Source organism: Delftia sp. PE138 (genome assembly GCF_018320755.1).
GTDB lineage: Bacteria > Pseudomonadota > Gammaproteobacteria > Burkholderiales > Burkholderiaceae_C > Comamonas > Comamonas tsuruhatensis.
On the sequence record NZ_JABEPN010000003.1, the window covers coordinates 398,861 to 421,860 of the forward strand.

General features: G+C 67.9%; 18 protein-coding genes. 6 read left to right on the plus strand and 12 right to left on the minus strand.

What is annotated here, in order from left to right; translation table 11 throughout:
- The first annotated feature begins 63 nt into the window (after nucleotides 1-63).
- Nucleotides 64-831 carry a 16S rRNA (adenine(1518)-N(6)/adenine(1519)-N(6))-dimethyltransferase RsmA gene (rsmA, locus tag HFGMBDPB_RS14145; protein ID WP_017404994.1) on the plus strand — a complete coding sequence of 256 codons (768 nt, stop codon included), beginning with the start codon at nucleotides 64-66 and terminating at the stop codon, nucleotides 829-831.
- 66 nt (nucleotides 832-897) lie between these two features.
- Here rsmA and HFGMBDPB_RS14150 read toward each other — a convergent pair whose 3' ends face one another.
- The 10 genes from HFGMBDPB_RS14150 to HFGMBDPB_RS14195 all read right to left on the minus strand — a co-directional run bounded on the left by HFGMBDPB_RS14150 (nucleotide 898) and on the right by HFGMBDPB_RS14195 (nucleotide 12,267).
- Complete coding sequence (locus tag HFGMBDPB_RS14150) at nucleotides 898-1,323, minus strand: barstar family protein (protein WP_013804792.1); 426 nt, start codon at nucleotides 1,321-1,323, stop codon at nucleotides 898-900.
- 149 nt (nucleotides 1,324-1,472) lie between these two features.
- Entirely contained in the window at nucleotides 1,473-1,892 is a 420-nt protein-coding gene (locus HFGMBDPB_RS14155) for a guanyl-specific ribonuclease (RefSeq protein ID WP_016447232.1), read from the minus strand.
- A gap of 324 nt (nucleotides 1,893-2,216) precedes the next feature.
- A complete protein-coding gene (locus HFGMBDPB_RS14160; RefSeq protein ID WP_016447231.1) occupies nucleotides 2,217-4,526 on the minus strand; it encodes an NADP-dependent malic enzyme in 2,310 nt (769 codons plus the stop codon).
- A gap of 208 nt (nucleotides 4,527-4,734) precedes the next feature.
- Nucleotides 4,735-6,201 carry a M81 family metallopeptidase gene (locus HFGMBDPB_RS14165; protein ID WP_212645615.1) on the minus strand — a complete coding sequence of 489 codons (1,467 nt, stop codon included), beginning with the start codon at nucleotides 6,199-6,201 and terminating at the stop codon, nucleotides 4,735-4,737.
- Nucleotides 6,198-7,493 (minus strand): Zn-dependent hydrolase, encoded by a 1,296-nt coding sequence (locus tag HFGMBDPB_RS14170; RefSeq protein ID WP_212645616.1) that lies wholly within the window; start codon nucleotides 7,491-7,493, stop codon nucleotides 6,198-6,200. The genes HFGMBDPB_RS14165 and HFGMBDPB_RS14170 overlap by 4 nt, the downstream gene beginning before the upstream one ends.
- 32 nt (nucleotides 7,494-7,525) lie before the next feature.
- Nucleotides 7,526-8,236, minus strand: a complete 711-nt coding sequence (locus HFGMBDPB_RS14175; RefSeq protein ID WP_017404300.1) for an ABC transporter ATP-binding protein — start codon at nucleotides 8,234-8,236, stop codon at nucleotides 7,526-7,528.
- Nucleotides 8,233-9,012 carry an ABC transporter ATP-binding protein gene (locus HFGMBDPB_RS14180; RefSeq protein WP_212645617.1) on the minus strand — a complete coding sequence of 260 codons (780 nt, stop codon included), beginning with the start codon at nucleotides 9,010-9,012 and terminating at the stop codon, nucleotides 8,233-8,235. The genes HFGMBDPB_RS14175 and HFGMBDPB_RS14180 overlap by 4 nt, the downstream gene beginning before the upstream one ends.
- Nucleotides 9,009-10,001: a branched-chain amino acid ABC transporter permease gene (locus HFGMBDPB_RS14185; RefSeq protein ID WP_026062103.1), complete on the minus strand. Its 993-nt coding sequence runs from the start codon at nucleotides 9,999-10,001 to the stop codon at nucleotides 9,009-9,011. The genes HFGMBDPB_RS14180 and HFGMBDPB_RS14185 overlap by 4 nt, the downstream gene beginning before the upstream one ends.
- Before the next feature lie 5 nt (nucleotides 10,002-10,006).
- Nucleotides 10,007-10,867 (minus strand): branched-chain amino acid ABC transporter permease, encoded by an 861-nt coding sequence (locus HFGMBDPB_RS14190; RefSeq protein ID WP_012207821.1) that lies wholly within the window; start codon nucleotides 10,865-10,867, stop codon nucleotides 10,007-10,009.
- A 194-nt stretch (nucleotides 10,868-11,061) separates the two neighbouring features.
- Entirely contained in the window at nucleotides 11,062-12,267 is a 1,206-nt protein-coding gene (locus HFGMBDPB_RS14195; RefSeq protein WP_034365479.1) for an ABC transporter substrate-binding protein, read from the minus strand.
- Nucleotides 12,268-12,511: 244 nt separating this feature from the next.
- On the opposite strand from HFGMBDPB_RS14195, the gene HFGMBDPB_RS14200 reads away from it, so the two are divergent.
- Together HFGMBDPB_RS14200 and HFGMBDPB_RS14205 are read left to right on the plus strand one after the other, a co-directional pair.
- Nucleotides 12,512-13,516 (plus strand): FadR/GntR family transcriptional regulator, encoded by a 1,005-nt coding sequence (locus tag HFGMBDPB_RS14200; protein ID WP_016454211.1) that lies wholly within the window; start codon nucleotides 12,512-12,514, stop codon nucleotides 13,514-13,516.
- A gap of 109 nt (nucleotides 13,517-13,625) precedes the next feature.
- Nucleotides 13,626-14,654: a Bug family tripartite tricarboxylate transporter substrate binding protein gene (locus HFGMBDPB_RS14205; protein WP_016454212.1), complete on the plus strand. Its 1,029-nt coding sequence runs from the start codon at nucleotides 13,626-13,628 to the stop codon at nucleotides 14,652-14,654.
- A 79-nt stretch (nucleotides 14,655-14,733) separates the two neighbouring features.
- On the opposite strand, the gene aptA is transcribed toward HFGMBDPB_RS14205, so the two are convergent.
- Complete coding sequence (gene aptA / locus HFGMBDPB_RS14210) at nucleotides 14,734-16,092, minus strand: omega-aminotransferase AptA (protein WP_016447223.1); 1,359 nt, start codon at nucleotides 16,090-16,092, stop codon at nucleotides 14,734-14,736.
- A 246-nt stretch (nucleotides 16,093-16,338) separates the two neighbouring features.
- On the opposite strand from aptA, the gene HFGMBDPB_RS14215 reads away from it, so the two are divergent.
- Nucleotides 16,339-17,307 carry a LysR family transcriptional regulator gene (locus HFGMBDPB_RS14215; protein WP_212645618.1) on the plus strand — a complete coding sequence of 323 codons (969 nt, stop codon included), beginning with the start codon at nucleotides 16,339-16,341 and terminating at the stop codon, nucleotides 17,305-17,307.
- A 411-nt stretch (nucleotides 17,308-17,718) separates the two neighbouring features.
- Here HFGMBDPB_RS14215 and HFGMBDPB_RS14220 read toward each other — a convergent pair whose 3' ends face one another.
- Nucleotides 17,719-17,991, minus strand: coding sequence for a DUF2061 domain-containing protein (locus HFGMBDPB_RS14220; RefSeq protein WP_016447220.1), 273 nt, complete (start codon nucleotides 17,989-17,991; stop codon nucleotides 17,719-17,721).
- A gap of 138 nt (nucleotides 17,992-18,129) precedes the next feature.
- Here HFGMBDPB_RS14220 and HFGMBDPB_RS14225 point away from each other — a divergent pair, with 138 nt between their 5' ends.
- Nucleotides 18,130-21,918, plus strand: a complete 3,789-nt coding sequence (locus HFGMBDPB_RS14225; RefSeq protein WP_212645619.1) for a PAS domain S-box protein — start codon at nucleotides 18,130-18,132, stop codon at nucleotides 21,916-21,918.
- Nucleotides 21,915-22,916, plus strand: coding sequence for an HD-GYP domain-containing protein (locus HFGMBDPB_RS14230; RefSeq protein WP_016447218.1), 1,002 nt, complete (start codon nucleotides 21,915-21,917; stop codon nucleotides 22,914-22,916). Before HFGMBDPB_RS14225 ends, HFGMBDPB_RS14230 begins: the two co-directional genes overlap by 4 nt.
- Nucleotides 22,917-23,000: the final 84 nt, after the last annotated feature.

Genomic DNA, 23,000 nt, shown 5'->3' on the forward strand with positions numbered 1-23,000 from the left:
CAGCCATGGCTGCGGCAGTCCACAATGGAAGGCGGTGCCATGGCGCACCGCCTTGCTTTTTCTATGAAACACATTCCTCGCAAACGCTTCGGCCAGAACTTCCTGACCGATGGCGGCATCATCGACGGCATCGTGCGTGCCATCGATCCCCGGCCGGGCCAGTCCATGGTCGAGATCGGTCCGGGCCTGATGGCCCTGACCCAGCCCCTGGTCGAGCGCCTGGGCCGGCTCACCGTGATCGAACTGGACCGCGACCTGGCCGTGCGCCTGCGCCTGCACGAGCAGCTCGACGTGGTCGAGTCCGACGTGCTCAAGGTGGACTTTCGCGCCATCGCTGCGCGCCTGGGCGTGCCCAAGCTGCGCATTGCGGGCAACCTGCCCTACAACATCTCCAGCCCCATCCTCTTTCACCTGCTCGAGCAGGTGGACGTGGTCGAGGACCAGCACTTCATGCTGCAAAAGGAGGTCATCGACCGCATGGTGGCCTCTCCGGCCACGGCGGCCTATGGGCGGCTGACGGTCATGCTGCAGTGGCGCTATGCGATGGAGAGCGTGCTGTACGTGCCGCCCGAGAGCTTCAATCCGCCGCCCAAGGTGGACAGCGCCGTCGTGCGCATGGTCCCGCGCGAGGCGCCGGCGGCCCTGGACGCGAAGCTGCTGGAGGAGATGGTGCAGGTGGCCTTCAGCCAGCGGCGCAAGATCCTGCGCAACACGCTGGGGCGCTGGCTGGAAGCCAAGGGCTTTGACGGGGAGTTCGACCTGCAGCGCCGCGCCGAGGAAGTGCCGGTGTCCGAGTACGAGGCACTTGCAGCCCGGTTCACGCGCAGCTAGACGCAGGTGGCGCACGGCGCCAGCGCCCGCATGGGACGCTGGCGCCGTGCAATCAATGTGCGGCTCTTACAGGAAAGAGTAGAAGCAGCGGAACGGGATCTTGCGCTCGGCCCAGTACTCGGCCGCGTCGCGGAAGCTGTCCAGCAGCTGCTCGCGCACTTCCTTGTCGAACTTGGGCGTGGTCGGGATCTGGTCGAGCACGAGCACAAAGCCCGGCTGCGGGCCGGCCTTGTGGATGGGGTCGGTCAGGCAGTCGTAGAGCGCGTCGAAGTTCTTGCCGAAATGCGCGGGGAAGAAGAACTGCGTGGCCAGCAGCTCCAGGATGTCGGCCTTGGTCTGCGCATGGGCCAGGTTGGCATACAGAAAATGGCACCCCAGCGTCTCGGCCGCCTGTTGCAGATCCTCCACCCTGTAGGCGCGGATGGACTGCACGATGTTGGCGCGCACGTTCCGCAAAGGGGTGTCCGGGATCTTACGAAGTGGTGCATCCATCTCCGTGGCTCTTTCTCTAACGTGGATGTGGCCTGCGGGTACGGGCACGTGGCCTGCGGCGTCCCCGGGCTGTGGATGAAATGCAGACCCCTGCCAGCGCACTGCGTCGGACGCGGAGGGTCGAACTGGCTGCAAAGACTGGGTCGAGGTCATTCGATGATCTTGCGAAAGCTGCTGTAGTGGTCGCTGGTGTAGTAGCAGGCATCGGGCTGCTGTGGCTCTCCGCCGCAGACGATGCGGCGGGCTCCGCGGTCACGCGAGCCGGGCGTGCGCACCGTGTACTCACGGTAGTAGCCGCGCGACTGGCGCGGCAGGATGCGCTCGCGGTTGCCGAACACCGTGCCGTCCTTGTCGTGGGCAAAAGGCCCGCCGCGCAGGATCAGCGTATAGGTGGAACGGCCTTCGCGCGGCAGCTCTGACAGAGTGACGGTGGCCATGGCCGCCGTCGAATCCGCGCTCTCGGGCGCCGAGCGGCGCGCATCAGCGAGCGAGGGCGACAGCACAAAGGCGGCCCCGACGATGAGCGCTAGACCGGACTGGTACGCCTTGGCGGCGGCTGCCTTCAGCATCAACTACACCTTTCAGAAATCCAGGGAAGCCCTGAAATCTCGACCCGCTAGTGTGACGGAACACCCCTCAAAATGCAAGTTCTGCCTAAAAAACAGGCAGCTTGACCGAGGAAATGTCTGGGGATTGAACAGTGAGAAGGCAACTCTGCGCCTGAGTTGCCTTCCATTCAATGCAAATGCCGCCCGTTGTCTCAAAAACGCGCGCGGCCAAAACGAGGGACACCGAGCAAGGGCCGCCCCGCAGCGAGGGTGTCGTCCCCCTCCCGCGAAGCGAGAGAGGGCGCCGTGCACACGGGGGAAGCGGCGAAGCCGCTCAGGGGGTGCTTAACGGTTAGCGTTAGCGTCCGCCACCGTCAGCGCCGTCATGTTGACGATGCGGCGCACCGTCGTGCTCGGCGTGAGGATGTGCACGGGACGAGCGGCGCCCAGCAGCACGGGGCCGATGGCAATGCCGCCGCCAGCGGCCTGCTTGAGCAGGTTGTAGCTGATGTTGGCCGCGTCGATGTTGGGCATGACCAGCAGGTTGGCATTGCCCAGCAGCGTGCTGTTGGGCATGAGCTGGGCGCGGGCCTTGCCGTCCAGGGCCACGTCGCCGTGCATCTCGCCGTCCACTTCCAGCCAGGGGGCCTGCTCGCGCAGCAGCTCCAGGGTCTGGCGCATCTTGACGGCGCTGGGCTGGTTGCTGGAGCCGTAGTTGGAGTGCGACAGCAGGGCGGCCTTGGGCTTGACGCCGAAGCGCATCATTTCCTCGGCGGCCATGATGGTGATCTCGGCCAGCTGCTCGGCCGTGGGATCGTAGTTGACGTGGGTGTCCACCAGGAAGACCTGGCGGTCGGGCAGCAGCAGGCCGTTCATGCAGGCATAGGTCTGCACGCCGGCGCGGCGGCCGATCACCTGGTCCACGTACTGCAGGTGGTGCGATGTCTGACCCCAGGTGCCGGTGATCAGGCCGTCCACTTCGCCCTTGTGCAGCAGCATGGAGCCGATCAGGGTCAGGCGGCGGCGCATCTCGATCCTGGCGATGGGCACGGTGATGCCCTTGCGCTCGGTCATGCGGTGGTAGGTCTGCCAGAAGTCGCGGTAGCGCTCGTCGTGCTCGACGTTGACCACGTCGTAGTCCTGGCCCTCCTTCAGGCGCAGGCCGAACTTCTCGATGCGCTGGGCAATGATGGCCGGGCGGCCGATCAGCGTGGGGCGCGCAATGCGCTCGTCCACCACGATCTGCGCGGCGCGCAGGATGCGCTCTTCCTCGCCTTCGGCATAGGCCACGCGCTTCTTGGTGGCCTTCTTGGCCGTGGCGAACAGCGGCTTCATCATCGTGCCCGAGGCGTAGACGAAGGTCTGCAGATGGGCGCGGTAGGCGTCCATGTCCTGGATCGGGCGCTGGGCCACGCCGCATTCGGCGGCAGCCTGGGCCACGGCCGAGGCGATCTTCATCATCAGGCGCGGATCGAAGGGCTTGGGGATCAGGTACTCAGGACCGAAGCTCAGCTGCTCGCCCACGTAGGCTGCCGCCACTTCCTCGCTCTGCTCGGCCTGGGCCAGTTCGGCGATGGCGTGGACGGTGGCGATTTCCATCTCGGTGGTGATGGTGGTCGCGCCGCAGTCCAGCGCACCGCGGAAGATGTACGGGAAGCACAGGACGTTGTTGACCTGGTTGGGATAGTCCGAGCGGCCCGTGGCGATGATGGCGTCGCTGCGCACGGCCTTGACGTCTTCGGGAACGATTTCGGGGTTGGGATTGGCCAGCGCGAAGATCACCGGGCGCGCGGCCATCTTGACCACCATGTCCTGCTTGAGCACGCCGCCAGCGGACAGGCCCAGGAAGACGTCGGCGCCTTCGATGACCTGGCCCAGGGTGCGCAGCTCGGTGGCGCGTGCGAACTGGGCCTTGTCCTCGTCCATCAGTTCGGTGCGGCCTTCGTAGACCACGCCGGCCAGGTCGGTGACGAACACGTTCTCCCGGCGCAGGCCGACCTTGAGCAGCAGGTTCAGGCAGGCCAGGGCAGCGGCGCCCGCGCCCGAGGCGACGAGCCGGACCTCCTCGATCTTCTTGCCCGCGACCTTGAGCGCGTTGACCATGGCCGCAGCCACGGTGATGGCCGTGCCGTGCTGGTCATCGTGGAAGACGGGGATCTTCAGGCGGCGGCGCAGTTCGCGCTCCACGAAGAAGCACTCGGGCGCCTTGATGTCTTCCAGGTTGATGGCGCCGAAGGTGGGCTCCAGCGCGGCGATCACGTCGACCAGCTTTTGCGGGTCCTTCTCGTTGATCTCGATGTCGAAGACGTCCACGCCCGCGAACTTCTTGAACAGGACGGCCTTGCCTTCCATCACCGGCTTGGAGGCCAGCGCGCCGATGTCGCCCAGTCCCAGCACGGCCGTGCCGTTGGAGATCACGGCCACCAGGTTGCCGCGCGCCGTGTACTTGAAGGCGGCGGCCGGGTCCTTGACGATCTCTTCGCAGGGCGCTGCCACGCCGGGCGAGTAGGCCAGGGCCAGGTCATGCTGGTTGGCCATGGGCTTGGTCGGCACGATGGTCAGCTTGCCGGGCTTGGGAAACTCGTGGTATTCGAGTGCGGCACGGCGCAGCTGGGCACGTTTATCGGAAGGGGTCGGGGCCGTGTTGTCGGACATCAAGCGTCTCCAGCGAAGGCATGGCCAACGCACGCGCGGATCAGCCCGCGTGCCGTCGGCCGAGGTAGGGGGGAACCGATTGTAGGCCGACAGGCAATAGCCGGGCCCTGCTGTGAAACTGTTGTGATGCCTGGTTGCCCAATGTCCCGCGGCGGCGGCGGTCTTTGCTTGCGCGGCGCCGCAAAGCCGGGCAATCACATGGCGTCCATCAGATGGCGTCCAGCGGAAACACCGGGCGGCTGACCTGGGCGAACGGAAAGCGCGAATAGTCCGAGGTGGTCACGCCGGGGCTGTCGCACTCGACCAGGCCGGCGGACAGCGGCACGAAGACGGGCCGGCAGTACATGCGCGACTTGAGCAGCACGAAGCGAAAGCGCGTCGGGTCCATGCCCACGCAGTGGAACACGCCCAGGTCCCAGGGCTCGTGCGTCTGCTCGGTGATCACGATCTGCGCTGCGCCCGTGTCCAGGCAGACCGTGCGGCCCATGTGGCAGCGCTGGCCGGTGTAGATGGGGCCGCTGACCGTGTAGGCGCCGTCGCTGACGGCGCGCACCGTGCCGCGCAGCCGCAGCGGCTGCTTGTGCAGGCCGATGCGTTCCAGCGAGACCTTGTTGCCCAGCGCGATCTCCACCTCGGCTCCTTCGCCGGCCGCCGTGAGCGAGGCAACCGCTTCGGGGTCGCACAGCGGGCCCACGGCAATGCCTGACAGGCCCAGCTCCAGCGCGGTCTGCAGCACGTCCATGGTGTCGCAGGTGCCGCCGGACATGCAGTTGTCGCCATGGTCGAGCAGCAGCACGGGGCGGTCGGCGCCGTCGGCCAGGGCCTGGGCGCGGCGCAGCGAATCGGCCAGCGGCTCGCTGCGGTAGACGAAGTCGGCGCGGCGCTGCCAGATCCGGGCGGCCAGCGCGTCCACGCTCGCCTGGGTGGCCGCGCGCTCGTCGGTCCTGCAGGTGGCGACCACGCTCACGCAGGGCGCGGCGATGTCGGCCAGCGAGAAGCCGCCGAACACCGAGACCGCGGGCAGGCCCTCCGCTTCCAGGGCGCGCGCTGCGTTCACGGCGTCCAGCATGGGGCCGTCCAGCGTGGTGCTGCGCAGCGTATGGCTCATCAGGGGCAGGCGGTGCCAGCACACGGCGTAGCGCGCGCGGCCGGCCAGCATGTCCAGCAGCAGCCGGCCCGCGTGCTCGCCGGTCTCGTACATGTCGATGTGCGGATAGGTCTTGAAGCCCACCATCACATCGGCATTGCCCACCATTTTTTCGGTGATGTTGCCGTGCAGGTCCAGCGCCACGCCAACGGGCACGCCGGGCGCGGCGGCGCGCACGCGTTCGAGCAGGTCACCTTCGCCGTCGGCGCTGTTCTCGGCCACCATGGCGCCGTGCAGGTCCAGCAAGATGGCATCGCAGCCCGGCGCGGCCGCCACGATGTGGTGCGTGAGTTCGTCGTAGGCGGCAGCATGCACGGGGCCGCTGGGATTGGAGGTGGCCGATACCGGCGTGACCAGGGTGGCGCCCGCCGCCTCGGCCAGGTCGATGAAGGCGGCCATGGCCGTGCGCATGCCCTTGTTGGCCGAATAGGCGGCCTCGCCATAGGTGGGCGCAAACGCCTCGATGGGCGTGGGCACGGGCGAGAAGGTATTGGTCTCGTGGTTGAGCCGGGCGATCAGGATCTTCATGCCGGCACCCCGCCGTCCGCTGCCTGCACCACGCCCGCAGCCGCCAGCATGGCGCGCAGCAGCACGTTGCAGCCGGCCTCCAGGTGGGCGGGCTCGGCATCCTCGATCTCGTTGTGGCTGATGCCGTCGGCGCAGGGCACGAAGATCATGGCGGCAGGCGCCACGCGCGCCAGGTAGACGGCATCGTGGCCCGCGCCGCTGACCACGTCCATGGCGCTGTAGCCCAGGTCGGCGGCATTGGCGCGCACGGCCTCCACCAGGTGTGGCGTGAACGGCTGGGGCGGGAAGTAGACGACCTGCTCCACGCCAACGGTCACGCCATGCGCGGCCGCAATGCGCTCGCAGGCCGCGCGCAGTGCGGCGTCCATGTCCAGCAACTGGCCGTCGTCCGGCGCGCGCAGGTCCACGCTGAGCTTGACGCCGCCCGGGATCACGTTGCGCGAGTTGGGAAACACCTCCAGCGATCCCACGGTGCCGCGCGCATGCGGCAGGCGGTCCAGGGCGATGCGGTTGACCTCGGCCACGATGCAGCTGGCGGCCAGCAGGGCGTCGCGGCGCAGCTCCATGGGCGTGGGGCCGGCATGGGCCTCCATGCCCTGCACGCTGACGTCGTACCAGCGCTGGCCCAGCGCGGCGCTGACCACGCCGATCACGCGTTCATGGTTTTCCAGCACCGGGCCCTGTTCGATATGGGCCTCGAAATACGCGCCCACCGCAGGCGCCGGGCCGGCCGGCCCGGCATAGCCGATGGCGCGCAGCGCCTCGTCCACGCTCACGCCCTGGGCATCGCGCTGGGCCAGCGCATGCTCCAGCGTGAAGGCATTGACGAACACGCCCGAGCCCATCATCACGGGCACGAAGCGCGAGCCTTCCTCGTTGGTCCACACGGCCACTTCCAACGGGGCGCGCGTGCGCACGCCGCCATCGCCCAGCGTGCGCAGCACCTCCAGCCCGGCCAGCACGCCGTAGTTGCCGTCGAACTTGCCGCCCGTGGGCTGGGTGTCGATGTGGCTGCCCGTCATCACGGGCGGCAGCGCATCGTCCAGGCCCGCGCGGCGCGCGAAGATGTTGCCGATGGCATCGACGCGGATGCTGCAGCCGGCCTCGCGCGCCCACTGCACGAAGAGATCGCGCCCCTGGCGGTCCAGGTCCGTCAGCGCCAGGCGGCACACGCCGCCCTTGGGTGTGGCGCCTATGCGCGCCAGGTCCATCAGCGATTGCCACAGGCGGGCGCCGTCGGTGCGCAGCCCGGCCGCAACGGCGGCGGCTGCAAGAGGGGTACTGAGATCCATGAATGACTCCTGGGAATGCGAAAGGCGGTGGATCAGGCGATCCCTACACCGAGATACCGGTCCTTGATGGCGTCATCGGCCAGGAAAGCGGCATTGCCTGCCTCGTGCGCAATCGCACCCTGTTCGATGATGTAGTGGCGGTCGGCCAGCTGGGTGCAGACCTCCAGGTTCTGCTCCACCAGCAAGATCGCCACGCCAGCGGCCTTGATGGTCTTGAGCTGGGCCACGATCTCCTCCACGATCACGGGCGCCAGGCCCTCGACGGGCTCGTCCAGCATGAGCAGGCGCGGCGCGTTCATCAGGGCGCGGCCTATGGCCAGCATCTGCTGCTCGCCGCCCGACAGCTGGCCGCCGCCGTTGCCGCGCCGCTCCTTGAGGCGCGGGAAGATGCGGTAGATGTCGGCCAGTTGCCAGGGCGAGCGCTTGCGCTGGCCCAGCATCAGGTTCTCCTCCACCGTGAGCAGCTTGAAGATGCCGCGGTGCTCGGGCACCAGGCAGATGCCGCGCTGGGCCACCTGGTGCGTGGCCAGCCGGTGCACGGGCTCGCCGCCGAAGCGGATCTGCCCCTGCGAGGGCTGCATCACCCCCGCGATGGACTTGAGCGTGGTGGTCTTGCCCGCGCCGTTGCGGCCCAGCAGCGTGACCAGCTCGCCGTCCTGCACCTGCAGCGACACGCCCTGCAGCACATGGCTCTTGCCGTAGTGGGCGTGTATGCCCTCGACCGAAAGCAGGGGACCGCTCATGCCTTTCCTCCCGTGATCATGTTGCCCAGATAGGCGCTGCGAACGCGCTCGTCGGCGCGGATCTCGTGGGGCAGTCCTTCGGCCAGCACGCGGCCCTGCTGCATGACGGTGATGGTGTCGGAGATGTCCATGACGATGTTCATGTTGTGCTCGATGAGCACCACGGTGTGCTCATCCCTGAGGCCCTGGATCAGGCGCTTCATCTCGTCCAGGTCATCGATGCCCATGCCCGAGGTCGGCTCGTCCAGGAAGATGGCCTTGGGCCGCGCGGCCAGGGCCATGCCCACCTCCAGCCGCCGCTGCTGGCCGTGCGAGAGGTTGCCGGCCGGCGTGTCCGCATGGCGCTCCAGGCCCAGGCGCGAGAGCACGCTGGCCACGGTGTCGGCCAGGGCGCGAGCACCCACGGGCGCGTTCCAGCAGTCCAGCGCCCTGGCGGGCGCCACGCCCTGGGCGGCCAGGCGCAGGTTCTCGCGCACGGGCAGGGTCAGGAACAGGCTGGTGACCTGAAAGGACCGTGCCATGCCACGCCGCACGCGGCGGTGGTCGGGCTCGCGCGTCACGTCGTGGCCGTCGAACACGATGCGCCCGCCGCTCACGCTCTTGGTGCCCGTGAGCATGTGGAACAGGGTGGTCTTGCCCGCGCCGTTGGGGCCGATCACCGAGTGCACGGTATGGGCGCGCACCTTGAGGTCCACGCCGCCCAGGGCGGCGAACTTGTCATAGCGCTTCTCGACGCCCACGGCCTCGAGCAGGATGGGAGATGCTGCGGCGCTCATGCCTGGCCTCCTTTGGTTTCTGCAGCGGCCGCCGCGGCATCTGCCGGCCCTTTGCGGCGCACCAGGGCCCACAGGCTCTCGCCCAGGCCCCACAGGCCGCGCTGCAGGCCCAGGCTCACGATCATCAGCACCACGCCCAGCAGCAGCAGCCAGCGCGGCCACAGCGTGGACAGCCAGTCGCCCAGCAGCACATAGAAGGCCGCGCCCAGCACCGAGGCCAGCAGGTTGCCCGTGCCGCCGATCACGGTCATCACCAGAATCATTTCGCTGGTGTGGTACTCGGCATTGGACAGCGGGGCGATGCCCGTCATCATGGCGTGCAGCGCGCCGGCCAGGCCCGTGACTGCGCCCGAGATCACGAAGGCCTGCAGCTTCAGCAGCCTCAGGTCGTAGCCCACGGCGGCGGCGCGCTCCTCGTTGTCGCGCACGGCCAGCAGCGTGCGGCCGAACATGGAGTCGCAGACGCGGCGCAGCAGCCAGAACACCACCAGAAAGAGCACGGCCACAAAGCCGTAGTACTGCCAGGGCGTGGCCAGCGGCCACAGCGTCTGGCCGGCCACCGCGAGGGCGGGGCGGGGCACATCGAGCAGGCCGTTGTCGCCGCCGGTGATGTCCGTGGCCGAGTAGGCGATGAAGTAGAACATCTGCGCAAACGCCAGGGTGAGCATCACGAAATAGGTGCCGCGCTGGCGTATGGCCACCCAGCCGACGATGGCCGCGCCCACGGCGCCCATGGCGGTGGCGGCCAGCAGGGCCAGCGGCATGGGCAGGGGCCAGCGTGTCAGCAGCAGGGCGATGGTGTAGCTGCCCAGCCCGAAGAAGATGCCCTGCCCGAAGGACAGCAGCCCCGTGTAGCCCAGCAGCAGATTGCAGCCCATGGCCGCGAGGCCGAAGATCAGCACCTCGCTGGCCAGCGAGCCCGACTGCATGCACAGCGGCATGGCGACCACGATGGCCAGCGCGAGAAGGAGATGGGAATGCCTGGTCATGGTCTTCATCCTTTGCGGCCCAGCAGGCCATGGGGTCGCAGCAGCAGCACGGCGGCCATGGCCACGTAGATCATCAGGCGCGCGCCCTCGGGCCACAGCGTGCTCATCACGCTTTGCACGATGCCGATCAGCAGGCCGCCGACCAGGGCGCCGCCGAAGCTGCCGAGCCCGCCCACGACCACGATCACGAACGCCACGCCCAGCGCCTCCACGCCCATGAAGGGCTCGGCGCCGCGTATGGGCGCAGCCAGCACGCCGGCCAGCGCCGCCGTGGCCGCGCCCAGCGCGAACACCAGGCTGAAGATGCGCAGCACGTTCACGCCCAGCAGGGACACCATCTCGGTCGATTCGCTGCCCGCGCGCACCGCGCTGCCCAGCCGCGTGCCCTCCAGCAGCCACCACAGCAGCACGGCCAGCACGGCCGTGAAGCCGATCACGAACAGCCGGTACTTGGGATAGACGAAGCTGCCCCACATCACCACGCCCTGCAGCAGATCGGGCACGGCCACGCTGTCGCCCAGCGGGCCCCATTGCACGATCACCAGCTCCTGCACCACCAGGGCCAGGCCCACGGTGACGATGATGTGGAACTCATGCGCCTTGGCATACACATGGCGCAGCATGAGCTTTTCCACCAGCCAGCCCAGCGCGCCCACGGCCAGCGGCACCACGACCAGGGACAGCCAGAAGCTCATGCCCCAGCGCGTCATCTGGTAGCAGAAATAGGCGCCCAGCAGGTAGAAGGCACCGTGCGCGAAATTCACGAAACGCAGCAGGCCGAAAACGATGGACAGGCCCACGGCCAACAGGAAATACAGCATGCCTATGCCGATCCCGTTGATGGTCTGAAGCAGATAGATGCTCATACAGGGTCCGAAACGATGGACGAAGGAGGCGAAGTGCCCGGTGGCTCTGAAGCACGCCGGTCATGGTGCTGCGCCTATGAAACTGGCGCAGCCTAAGTGAGGGACACCGAGGAAGGGCCGCCCCGCACCGAGGGTGTCGTCCCCCTCCCGCGAAGCGAGAGAGGGGGAAGGCGCGCAGCGCCTCAGGGGGAGCTCTAAACCAGCTTGCAGCCGGTCTGGTCTACGGGCAGGAAGGACTTGCCGGAGCTGACCACATCCACGTAGTCGTCCTTATTCTTCATCTTGGACTTGGCCTTGCCCTTGAGCAGGTAGTAGTTCTTGAGCACCTGGTGGTCTGCCTTGCGCACCTCTTCCTCGCCCGTCAGGCCCTGGTACTTCATGCCTTCCAGCGCGGCGACCACGGCCTTGGGGTCGACCGTGCCGGCCTTGACGATGGCATCGATCATCAGCTTGGTGCAGATGTAGTGGCCGGCCAGGCTGTAGTTGGGATTGGCCTTGAACTTGTCGTTGCAGCGCTGCACCAGATCACGGTTGAGCGGCGTGTCCACCGTGTGCCAGTACTGGGCGCCGAAGTACACGCCGTCGCACAGGTCGGCGCCCAGCGACTCGAACTGCTCCAGCCCCGAGGCCCAGGCGATCAGGATGGTCATGTTCTTGTTCATGCCGAAGCTGATGGCCTGGCGCAGCGTGTCCGAGGACTGGGCGCCGAAGTTCAGCAGCAGCAGCACGTCGGGCTTGGCTGCCACGGCATTGGTCAGGTAGCCGCTGAACTCCTTTTCGGTCAGCGAGTGGTAGCTGTTGCCCACATGCTCGATGCCCTTTTCCTTGAAGATGTTCTTGGCCGCCGTGAGCAGGCCGTCGCCGAACACGTACTGCGGCGTGATGGTGTACCAGCGCTTGGCCTTGGGCAGGGATTCGATCAGCGGGCGCACGGTCTGCTCGATGGCGCCGAAGGTGGGTGCCGACCAGCGGAAGGTGGCGCTGTTGCAGTCCTTGCCCGTGATCTCGTCTGCGCCTGCGGTGGTGATGAAGATGCCGCCGGCCTTCTCGGCCTCCTTGCCCATGGCCAGCGCCTCCGACGACAGGATGCCGCCTGCGAAAAAGCGCGTGCCCTGCTGCTGCGAAGACTCCTGCAGCTTGCGCACGGCCGTGGCGGGCTTGCCCTCGGTGTCCAGCACGGTGTAGGCCAGCGGGCGGCCCAGCGCCTTGCCGTATTGCTCTATGGCCAGCTTCATGCCCAGGTCCGCGTACTTGCCGTTGGCCGCGAAGGCGCCCGACATGGGCACGGGGCAGGCGAACTGGATGCTGTCCTTGGACTGCGCCCAGACGCTGCGGCCCAGGCCCAGCGATGCGGGCAATGCGCCCAGTGCCGAGAGTTGCAGGAGGTGACGACGTTGCATGGGATCTCCGTGATGGGGACTGAAGGCGCTGCGGCCCGGGTACGCTTTTCAGAGCAAGTTGCATGCCAGTCGAAACGGGTGCGTGCAGGCTCCTTGATTCATATTTATAGTGATAAATAGAAGGAATAGGGCGCGTGCTAACCCTAGGCGCAAACGCCCACGCGCCATGGCGGTGCATACTGCACCAAACCCGTATGCAGACTGGGCGCGGACACGATCCGGTGCCCTTCCGGAGAACACAACAATGGCTACACCCAAGTCGGCCCCCCTGGCGATCCGGCAGCTCAAGCGCCCGGATCTGGTGGCCCAGGAGATCAAGCGCCTGATCACCGAAAAGAACCTCAGCCCCGGCGACCGCCTGCCGCGCGAAAGCGAGCTGCAGGCCCAGTTCCAGGTCAGCAAGGGAACGATCCGCGAGGCTCTCAAGTCGCTGGAAGTGCAGGGGCTGATCACCATCTCCACCGGCCCTTCGGGCGGGGGCATGGTCGTGGAGGTGCCGCTGGACCGCACGCTGCAGTTCATGCAGAACTACCTGTTCTTCCAGGAGGTGACCATCGACGACATCTACACGGTGCGCCAGATGCTGGAGCCCGAGCTGGCGGCAGGCGCCGTGCCCCATCTGACCGAGGCCGATTTCGAGGCCCTGGAGCACAGCATCGCCTGCTGCGATCCCACGCAAAGCAGCGACGACCTGGTGAGCCAGCGGCGCGAGGACGTGAACTTCCACGACATCCTGGCGGCCGCCAACCCCAACCCGTTCCTGCGCTTCACCTGCGAGCTGATCAACGAGATGATCCGCCAGCTCATCGTCTTCGCCAACCGTACTCCGCAGGCCGAGCACCGGCGCTTCGGCGAGGCCAATGCGCAGTTCCACCGCAGCATCGTGCAGGCCGCGCGCGAGCGCGATGCTGCGAAGGTGCGCGCATTGATGCAGGAGCACATGCGCGATGCGGCCAGCAGCGTCAAGCGCATGAAGGGCCGCATCCAGGGCCGGCTCATCCTCGATGCCGACAGCCTGCGCAGCCCGCGTCCGCGACGCGCCGTGCAGCCGGTGGAAAAGGCCGCAGCGACAGCGCCAGGGACTGCGTCAAAAACAACGGCAAGGGCGAGCGCAAGGACCACCGCAAAGGCCCCCGTAAAAACCATCCCAAAGGCCTCCGCAAAGACGGCTGCGAAGGCTCCGGCAAAGTCGCCTGCGAAGGCCACGTCCGCGCGTCCCGCTGCCGCACGCAAGCGCGCGGCCTCCTGAGCTGTCCCGCACCGGTCATCGGCGCCCCACGCCACGCGTTTCGCGCTGCCCGCTGCTGGTATGCTGCCGCGCGCTTGGCCTTCACGCATTCCCCTCACGAGACAACAGCATGAGACAAACCCCTTTCGCATCCTCCCGCACCCCGGTGCGCCGCGCAGCCCTGTGGCACGCCCTGGCCGGCGGCCTGGCGCTGGCGGCCACGCTGGCGGCGCCCCTCGCCCATGCCCAGGGCGCAGGCAGCTATCCGTCCAAGACCATTCGCCTGGTCGTGCCCTTCGCACCCGGTGGCTCCACCGACATCCTGGGCCGCCTGCTGGCGCAAAAGCTGGGCGAGAGCATGCACACCACGGTGGTGGTGGACAACAAGCCCGGTGCCAACGGCACCATCGGCTGCGACCTGGTGGCCAAGGCGCCGGCCGACGGCTACACCGTGGTGCTGGGCGACGTGGGCTGCATGGCCATGGCCAAGGGCCTGTATACCAAGCTGCCCTATGACCCGCTGCGCGACTTCGCGCCCATCAGCCTGGTGGCGCGCAGCCCGCTGGTGCTCACCGTGGGAGCGCAAAGCCCGTTCCACTCACTCAAGGAGCTAACGGCGGCGGCCCAGGCCCAGCCCGGCAAGCTCAACTACCCCTCGTCGGGCACGGGCGGACCCAACCATCTGGGCGCCGAGCTGTATGCCATGCAGGCCAAGGTCAAGATCGGCCACGTGCCCTACAAGGGCAGTGCGCCTTCGGTGGTGTCGCTGGCCGCCGGTGAGACCGACTTCGGCTTTCTCACGGCCGTGACCATTGCCGCGCAGCTCAAGGCCGGCAAGGTGCGCGCGCTGGCCGTGGCCCACAACGAACGCCTGCAGTCCATGCCCGACGTGCCCACCATGTCGGAGGCCGGCCTCAAGGACTTCACGGCCGATGCCTGGTTCCTCGCGGCCGTGCCCGCAGGCACGCCCAAGCCCATCGTGGACCGGCTCTACGCCGAGATCGCCAAGGCCCTGCCCGCGCCCGAGGTCAAGGAAAAGCTGGACGCCATGGGCGTGCTGCCCTCGGGCCTCAAGCCCGATGCCTCGGCCCAGTTCCTGCGCGTGGAAGTGGACAAGTGGCGCGATGTGATCAAGAACGCGGGCATCACGCTGGACTGATTTCGCAGCCTTGCCGTTGCCATGCAAAAAGCCCCTGCGGCCTCACGGCCCAGGGGCTTTTCTCATGTGCCGGAGATGCTCAGTTCGTTTCGGTCAGGGCATCGCCCAGGGCGCTGACCAGCCGCTCGATCTCGGCCTTCTCGCTGATGAAGGGCGGCGCGATCTGGATGGTGTCGCCGCCGTAGCGCACGTAAAAGCCCTTGTCCCAGCACTTCATGGCGATCTCGTAGGGACGGCGTGCCGGCTCGCCGGGCAGCGACTCGATGGTGAAGCCCGCAGCCAGGCCGAAGTTGCGGATGTCGGCCACATGCTTTGCTCCCTTGAGGCTGTGCACGGCCTGCTCGAAGAACGGGGCCAGTGCGCGCACGCGGCCCGGGCCGTCCTCGCGCTGCAGCAGGTCCAGCGCGGCCACGCCCGCCGCGCAGGCAATGGGGTGGGCCGAGTAGGTATAGCCGTGCGGGAACTCCAGCATGTACTCGGGGCCGCCCGCTGCCATGAAGGTGTCGTAGATCTCCTTGCTGGCCACCACGGCGCCCAGGGGCTGGGCGCCATTGGTCACCTGCTTGGCGATGTTCATGATGTCGGGCGTGACGCCGAAGGCCTCGGCTCCCGTCATGGCGCCGCAGCGGCCGAAGCCCGTGATGACCTCGTCGAAGATCAGCAGGATGTTGTTCTGCGTGCAGATCTCGCGCAGGCGCTGCAGGTAGCCGGCCGGCGGAATCACCACGCCGGCCGAGCCCGAGAAGGGCTCGACGATGACGGCTGCGATGTTGCTGGCGTCATGCAGGGCGATCAGGTCCAGCAGCCGGTCGGCCAGCGCGCGGCCATCGGTGGCAGGCATGCCTTTGTGGAAGGACCCCAGCGCCGGCTGCGTGTGCGGCAGGTGGTCGGCCTCCACGCCCTGGCCGAAGGTCTTGCGGTTGCCCACCATGCCGCCGACCGAGATGCCGCCGAAGTTCACGCCGTGGTAGCCCTTCTCGCGCCCGATCAGCCGGGTCTTGCCGCCCTGGCCCTTGGCGCGCCAGTAGGCGCGTGCCATCTTCAGCGCCGTGTCGGCGGCTTCCGAGCCCGAGCCCGTGAAGAACACATGGTCCAGGCCTGCGGGCGTCAGCTCCTTGATCTTGTTGGCCAGCGCGAACGAGGCCGGGTGGCCGAACTGGAAGGCCGGCGCATAGTCCAGCTGCTGGGCCGCGCGGCCGATGGCTTCGGCGATCTCGCGGCGGCCATGGCCCAGGCCCGAGCACCACAGGCCCGACAGGCCGTCGAAGATCTTGCGGCCGTCGGCATCGGTGTAGTAGGCGCCCTGGGCGCTGGTGATCATGCGCGGGCGCGCCTTGAACTCGCGGTTGCCGGTGAAGGGCATCCAGTGGGCCTCGAGCCAGGCGGCATCGGTGCGCGTGGCGGGGGCGGCGCTTTGTTCGGTGGGAACCAGGGTCATGGCGATCTCCTCGAGCCTAGGGAAGAAATGTGGATCGGCCCATTGTGAGCGCGCTGTTTGATTTCGCGAAGAGCGCGATATCGAGGTTTACTTGCATATTTCTGCAAGTGACCAAGCGCCTGCCGGTCGCGGCATGGCGTGCGCGCATTGGGGGAATCCGTCGCCACTGCCGCCCCGTGGCTCCCCTATAGTGGCTCCCCTGTAGCGGTGGCCATGTCCGGCAAGCACACCGGGAGGCGAATGGCGATGGCGGAATTTTCTCTGGATACCCCTGCGAGCCGCCGGGCACGCGATGGTCGTGCGCGCGCGGCGCTGGGCCAGCTGGGCGACATGGATCTGCGCCTGCTGCGCGTGTTCAAGGCCGTGGTCGAGTGCGGCGGCATGTCGGCTGCCGAGCTGGAACTGAACATCGGCAGCTCCACGCTGAGCCGCCACATGAAGGACCTGGAAGAGCGCCTGGGCCTGACGCTGTGCCGGCGCGGGCGCGCCGGCTTCGCGCTCACGCCCGAAGGCCACCGCATCTACGAGGCCACGCTGCAGCTGCTGGGCGGCGTGGAGGGGTTTCTGGGCCAGGTGGACGACATCCATGGCCGGCTGGCCGGTACGCTGGACGTGGCGCTGTTCGACAAGACCGTGGGCAATCCGCAGTCACGCATTCCCGAGGCGATAGGCCTGCTGCACGATCAGGCGCCGCAACTGCACCTGCGGCTGCACGTGGCCTCGATACAGGCCATCGAGCGCGGACTGATGGAGGGGCGCTGGCAGGTGGGCGTGCTGCCCTCTGCACCCAGTTCGGGCGCGCTGGACAGTGCCCGGTTGTTCGGCGAGCGCATGCAGCTGTACTGCGCTCCCGGCCATCCGCTGCATGGCGCCGACCATGGCGGGCTGGACTGGGACAGCCTGGGCGCACATGCCTTTGCAGGCCTGGGCTACCAGTCACCCAATATGGCGCTCAGCCACCAGGCCGGCCTGCAGCGCCAGGCCACGGGTTTTGACCAGGAGGCCATTGCCATGCTGGTGTGCTCGGGCCGCTACCTGGGATTTCTGCCCGACCACTACGCACAGGCCATGGAGGGCCAGGGTCTGCTGCAGGCCGTGGCCCCCCACCGGTTCTTCTATCTCTGTGATTTCTTCGCGGTCTGGCGCAGTGCCGTGGTGCCTGGCCGTGCAGCCCGTGTGTTCATCGACGCGCTGCTGGGCGTGCACCGTGAATGAACGGCTTTGCCACAGCCTTGGCAAGAGGAAAACCACAGGTTTGCGAAGAGGCTATGCACAGCTTTTCACACAGCTTGTGCACATATTTTCCAGCGTATGCGCTTGACAATGTTTGGCATTGTGACCGGCGCCGGGGCTTCAGTCCGCCCCGATGCGGTCGAAAGGCATGTATGGATTCCGTGCCGGCCATGGGCCGCACGGGCAGCGCCTTGATACCAACGATTTCGCATTTCCCGGGTTCTTGCCACCATGCGCCGCCATGTCCACCTCTCTTGCCGCCACGGCAGGGCCGGGTTTCAGCCCGTGCCGCCATCGACCATCCTTGCCAGGGTTTCGGTCAGCCAATTGCCGAATGAGGCGTCCGCGCTGAAGGACCGCAGGGGCGTGGGCATGTTCGTGCTCCTGGCGGGTTCAGGCCGCAGCCGCAGTGGCTGCTGCGGGCGGCGCCATGCCGGCGCCCGCGTCGGCACGGCGGCGCAGGCCGCGCTCCCACAGCTTTTCATGGAAGAAGAAGGCCACGGCCTGCACCGTGGGCTCCAGCAGGCTGAGCGTCAGCGCGGCCCAGAGATTGCGGGTCACGGCATAGGCCACGGCCGCTGCCACGGTGACATGGATGACGTAGTAGCTGGCGGTCTTCAACAGCGTGCGTCGGTGGTGGTGAAGGGTCTGGCGGATGCGGCTCATGGGGCTCTCCTCGGGATGAGACTCCATGCTAGGTGCGAGAAATAGTTATGGCCAATCGAAAATGATCATCAAAGTTATAAATACTATCGATGGCCGGCGGTTGCGTGCTGCGGCCTTGTGCCATGCGGGGGGCGCGCCATGAGCTGGGACCAGATTTTCGTGCTCGGCTGGGCGCCGCATCCGCAGTGGTTCCAGTGGCTGCATCCGGGCCTGGTGACGCTGTCGGTGCTGGTGGCCGTGGCCACGTCGGTGATGGCCATGCAGATTGCCGGGCTGGCGCGCGATGCCGCGTCGCCGCGCATACGCCGCGTGGGCGTGCTCACGGGCGCCTTCTGCCTGGGCGCGGGCATCTGGGCCATGCACTTCATCGGCATGCTGGCCTTCGTGCCCTGCACCTTTGGCGACTACGACCCCTGGATCACCACGCTGTCCATGCTGCCCAGCATGCTGGCGTCCTGGCTGGCGCTGACGCTGATGGTGCGGCCGCAGCTGTCCACGCAGGCGCTGGTGGGCGGCGGCGTGCTCATGGGGCTGGGCATTGGCTCCATGCACTACATCGGCATGGCGGCGGCCCAGACCTGGACCTCGATGCTCTACGACCCCTGGGGCGTGCTGCTGTCGGTGATCGTGGCGGCAGGCATGGCCGTGCTGTCGCTGTGGGTGCGCTTCAGGCTGGGCAACACGGGCCGGCTGTGGCCCACGCTGGTGGCCGGCATCGTCATGGGCCTGGCCATTTCCTGCATGCACTATGCGGGCCTGTATGCACTGCGCCTCAAGCCCGAGATCGATGTGCTGGCGCAGGTGGAGTCGCCCACGCATGCGCTGCTGGTGTTCTCCATCGTCGGCATGGTGGTGCTGATCTTCGGTATGGTGTTCGCGGTCAACATGACGCTGCGCTACCGCCAGATCTACCGCCAGGTGCAGCGCAGCGAATCGCGCCTGCGCGCCGTGGTGGATACGGCGGTGGACGGCATCGTGATGATCGACGGGCGCGGCAGCATCGTCTCGTTCAACGGCGCGGCCGAGCGGCTGCTGGGCTGGACGGCGCAGGAGGTGCTGGGCCGCAGCGCCAGCCTGCTCATGCCTGCGTCGGGCTGCGATGGTGAGGGCGGCTCGCTGGAAAAGCAGCTGGCCGCGGGCTTTGCAGGCCTGCTCGGCTCCAGCCGCGATGTCCATGCCCTGCACAAGGACGGCACGCAGATCGCCGTGCGCCTGGCCGTGGGGCGGGTGGCGATTGCCGGCGATCCGCTGTACGTGGGCTTTGTGACCGATATCCGCGAGCGCCGCCAGATGCTGCAGTCGCTGCGCCGCAGCGAGGAGCAGTACCGCACCCTGATCAACAACGTGCCCGGCACCACGTTCCGCTGCCTGTACGACGGCAAATGGACGCCGCTGCTGCTCAGCCGCTCCATCGAGGAGTTGACGGGCTGGACCGAGCAGGATTTCACCGATGGCCTCACGGGCTGGGACCGGCTCATCCACGCCGAGGACCGCGACCGGCTGGAGGCTGCGGTGGCGCATTCTCTGGCGCGGCGCCAGACCTACAACGCCGACTACCGCCTGCTGCACCGCGACGGCAGCACGCGCTGGGTGTCCGAGACCGGGCGCGGCGTCTTCAACGAACAGGACGAACTGACCTGGATCGACGGCGTGATCATGGATCAGACGGCGGCGCGCGCGCGCAATGCCGAGTTCGAGGGCACGGTGCGCGCCATCGACCTGTCGCTGGCCACCATCGAGTACGACCTGCGCGGCCATGTGCTGCGCGCCAACCGCAATTTCCTGGACCTGTTCGGCTACCGGCTCGACGAGGTCGCGGGCCGCCACCACGGCATGTTCTGCGAGCCCGGCTATGCGCATTCGCCCGAGCATGTGCAGTTCTGGCGCCGCCTGGCCGAGGGCGAGTTCCAGGCCGGCGAGTTCCTGCGCTGCGGGCACGAGGGGCGGCGCATCTGGGTGCAGGCCACCTACAACCCCATACGCGGTGCCGACGGCCGGCCCTACAAGATCGTCAAGCTGCTCACCGACATCAGCGCCCAGCGCAAGCTGGCCCAGGAGCTGGTGCTGGCCAAGGAGCATGCCGAAGCCGCGGCCGCCGCGCGCAGCACCTTCCTGGCCAACATGAGCCACGAGATCCGCACGCCCATGAACGCCATCATCGGCTTCACCGAGGCGTTGCGCGAAACGGCGCTGCAGCCCACGCAGGCGCGCTACCTGGACACGGTGCACTATGCGGCGCGCTCCATGCTGCGCCTGCTCAACGACATCCTGGACACGGCCAAGCTCGACAAGGGCGCGGTGGAGCTGGAGATAGAGGACTTCTCGGTGCGCGAGCTGTGCCAGCAGATCCTGGCATCGCTGCGCATCACGGCCGATCGCAAGGGCCTGGACCTGCGCCTGGACTACGACCCGCACACGCCGGCCGCGCTGCGCGGCGACGGCATGCGTGTGCAGCAGATCCTGGTGAACCTGCTGGGCAATGCCGTGAAGTTCACCGAACGCGGCCATGTGCTGCTGCGCGTGCGCTACGAGCAGGGCGTGCTCCAGCTCGATGTGCATGACACGGGCATAGGCATCGCGGCCGAGAAGATCCACCGCATCTTCGACCCCTTTGCCCAGGCCGACGCCTCGACCACGCGGCGTTTCGGCGGCACGGGCCTGGGCACGACCATCTCGCGCCAGCTGGCCGAACTCATGGGCGGCAGCATCCAGCTGCACAGCACGGTGGGCGTGGGCACGGTGTTCGAGGTGCGCCTGCCCCTGCCGGTCGGCGAGAGCCCGCTGCCCGAGCGCGGGGCGGCCAGCCGCGGCCTGCCGCCGCTGCACATCCTGGCCGTGGACGATGTGCCCGAGAACCTGGAGCTGCTGCAGATCAACTTCTCCAGCCAGAACCACCAGATGGTGCTGGCCCACGACGGTGCCGAGGCGCTGCGCTGCGTGCAGGCGCAGGAGCCGCCTTTCGACGTGGTGCTGATGGACCTGCAGATGCCGGGCATGGACGGCCTGGCGGCGGCGCGCGCCATCCGTGTCTGGGAGCGGCAGCTGCAGCGCCGGCCCGTGCCCATCGTCGCGCTGTCGGCCAGCGTGCTGGAGAAGGACCGCAGCGACGCCACCGCCGCCGGCATGGACGGCTTTGCCTCCAAGCCGCTGGACATGGCGCGGCTGCAGGCCGAGATCGCACGCCTGCTGTCGCTGCAGGTGGCGCTCAAGGAGGCCAGGCCGCCCGCGCCCGCCAGCGCCCAGCCGGGGCTGCCTGATGTCACGGTGGACTGGGCCTCGGGCATTGCGCTGTGGGGCCGGGTCGATCCGCTGGTGGCCGCCATTCGGCGTTTCCTCAACGAACAGCTGGACCTGGCCGACCGCCTGCGCCGTGCCCTGCAGCGCCCCGGACCCGAGGCCTTGATCGGCCTGGCGCACCGCGTGCGCGGCGCGGCCGGCAACCTGGGCCTGCAGGCCGTGTACCGGCTGGCATCGCGCCTGGAAGGCCTGGCGCAGGAGGGCGCCGGGCAGCCGCAGCTGCTCGCCCTCATCGACCAGCTGCACCAGGCGCTGGATGCCGTCGCGCGCGAGCTGCGCCAGCGCCACCCGGCCGCCATGCCGATGGCCGAGGCGCAGGGGGCGGCATCGGGCGAGGCGCCGGGCCAGGCGCAGGGCCATGCGTGGGCGCAGGCCGACGGCGATGCGGCGCCCCAGGCGGGCGCGCCCGCCCTGCCTGCCGATGCCCGGCCCTGGCTGGAGCGCATCGTGGCCGCCTTGCACAGCGGGGAGCTGGACGGGCAGGCCATGCAGGCCCTCGTGCGCATGCTGACGGCCGAACAGCTTCAGCCGCTGCAGCAGGCACTGGATAATTTCGACTTCGAGCGCGCGCAGGAATGCGCCCAGCAGTTGCAGCAGCAACTGCCCTCGAACGATGGAGACAGAGCATGAATGCGCCCAATCTATTGGCAACGGACAAGCGCCCGCGCCTGCTGCTGGTCGATGACGACCCGACCAACCTGCATGTGCTGCGCCAGATCCTGGGCGAGGATTACCGGCTCTCGTTCGCCACGGACGGGCGCAAGGCTCTGCAGCTGGCCCAGCACCAGCCGGACCTGATCCTGCTGGACATCATGATGCCCGAGCTGGACGGCTACGCCGTGTGCCGCCAGCTCAAGGCGCAGGCCGACACGGCCCGCATCCCGGTGATCTTCATCACCGCCCTGTCTGACGGACAGGACGAGGCCCTGGGCTTTGCCTCGGGCGCGGTGGACTACATCGTCAAGCCCGTGCGCGCGCCCGTGGTGCGGGCGCGGGTGCGCAACCACCTGTCGCTGGTCAAGCTCGACGAGCTGCGCAGCACGCGGCTGCAGATCGTGCAGCGCCTGGGCCGCGCGGCCGAGTACCGCGACAACGAAACCGGCATGCACGTGATCCGCATGAGCCACTACGCAAAGACGTTGGCGCTGGCGGCCGGCTGCACCGACGAATGGGCGGACGACCTGCTCAACGCCGCGCCCATGCACGATGTGGGCAAGATCGGCATCCCCGATGCCATCCTGCTCAAGAACGGCCCGCTGACGGCCGAGGAATGGACGGTCATGCGCCGCCATCCGCAGATCGGCGCCGAGATCATCGGCGAGCACGATTCCCAGGTGCTGCAGATGGCCTACAGCATCGCGCTGACCCACCACGAGAAATGGGACGGCACGGGCTATCCGCAGGGCCTGGCGGGCGAGGACATACCGCTGGCCTCGCGCATCGTGGCCGTGGCCGACGTGTTCGATGCCCTCACCACGGAACGCCCCTACAAACACGCGTGGACGGTGGACGACGCCATGGATCACATAGAGCAGCAGGCCGGCGCCCACTTCGACCCGCGCCTGGTGCCGCTGTTCATCGGCCTGCGCCCGCAGCTGGAAGACATACGCGAGCGCTGGAAGGATTGACGGGGAACCGATTCCGGCAGGGTGCGCCGGGGCTTGGGCAATCGCTTACCCTGGGCGGCCTGTCTCCGGCACCTGCCTGTCCTG

What these genes read in the sequence shown, in the direction of transcription:
- HFGMBDPB_RS14225 (WP_212645619.1), top strand. Translation starts at nt 18,130, where the DNA reads ATGAGCTGGGACCAGATTTTCGTGCTCGGCTGGGCGCCGCATCCGCAG.
- HFGMBDPB_RS14155 (WP_016447232.1), bottom strand. Translation starts at nt 1,892, where the DNA reads ATGCTGAAGGCAGCCGCCGCCAAGGCGTACCAGTCCGGTCTAGCGCTC.
- HFGMBDPB_RS14230 (WP_016447218.1), top strand. Translation starts at nt 21,915, where the DNA reads ATGAATGCGCCCAATCTATTGGCAACGGACAAGCGCCCGCGCCTGCTG.
- aptA (WP_016447223.1), bottom strand. Translation starts at nt 16,092, where the DNA reads ATGACCCTGGTTCCCACCGAACAAAGCGCCGCCCCCGCCACGCGCACC.
- HFGMBDPB_RS14160 (WP_016447231.1), bottom strand. Translation starts at nt 4,526, where the DNA reads ATGTCCGACAACACGGCCCCGACCCCTTCCGATAAACGTGCCCAGCTG.
- HFGMBDPB_RS14150 (WP_013804792.1), bottom strand. Translation starts at nt 1,323, where the DNA reads ATGGATGCACCACTTCGTAAGATCCCGGACACCCCTTTGCGGAACGTG.
- HFGMBDPB_RS14200 (WP_016454211.1), top strand. Translation starts at nt 12,512, where the DNA reads ATGGCTACACCCAAGTCGGCCCCCCTGGCGATCCGGCAGCTCAAGCGC.
- HFGMBDPB_RS14165 (WP_212645615.1), bottom strand. Translation starts at nt 6,201, where the DNA reads ATGAAGATCCTGATCGCCCGGCTCAACCACGAGACCAATACCTTCTCG.
- HFGMBDPB_RS14175 (WP_017404300.1), bottom strand. Translation starts at nt 8,236, where the DNA reads ATGAGCGGTCCCCTGCTTTCGGTCGAGGGCATACACGCCCACTACGGC.
- HFGMBDPB_RS14215 (WP_212645618.1), top strand. Translation starts at nt 16,339, where the DNA reads ATGGCGGAATTTTCTCTGGATACCCCTGCGAGCCGCCGGGCACGCGAT.
- HFGMBDPB_RS14195 (WP_034365479.1), bottom strand. Translation starts at nt 12,267, where the DNA reads ATGCAACGTCGTCACCTCCTGCAACTCTCGGCACTGGGCGCATTGCCC.
- rsmA (WP_017404994.1), top strand. Translation starts at nt 64, where the DNA reads ATGAAACACATTCCTCGCAAACGCTTCGGCCAGAACTTCCTGACCGAT.
- HFGMBDPB_RS14220 (WP_016447220.1), bottom strand. Translation starts at nt 17,991, where the DNA reads ATGAGCCGCATCCGCCAGACCCTTCACCACCACCGACGCACGCTGTTG.
- HFGMBDPB_RS14170 (WP_212645616.1), bottom strand. Translation starts at nt 7,493, where the DNA reads ATGGATCTCAGTACCCCTCTTGCAGCCGCCGCCGTTGCGGCCGGGCTG.
- HFGMBDPB_RS14205 (WP_016454212.1), top strand. Translation starts at nt 13,626, where the DNA reads ATGAGACAAACCCCTTTCGCATCCTCCCGCACCCCGGTGCGCCGCGCA.
- HFGMBDPB_RS14185 (WP_026062103.1), bottom strand. Translation starts at nt 10,001, where the DNA reads ATGACCAGGCATTCCCATCTCCTTCTCGCGCTGGCCATCGTGGTCGCC.
- HFGMBDPB_RS14180 (WP_212645617.1), bottom strand. Translation starts at nt 9,012, where the DNA reads ATGAGCGCCGCAGCATCTCCCATCCTGCTCGAGGCCGTGGGCGTCGAG.
- HFGMBDPB_RS14190 (WP_012207821.1), bottom strand. Translation starts at nt 10,867, where the DNA reads ATGAGCATCTATCTGCTTCAGACCATCAACGGGATCGGCATAGGCATG.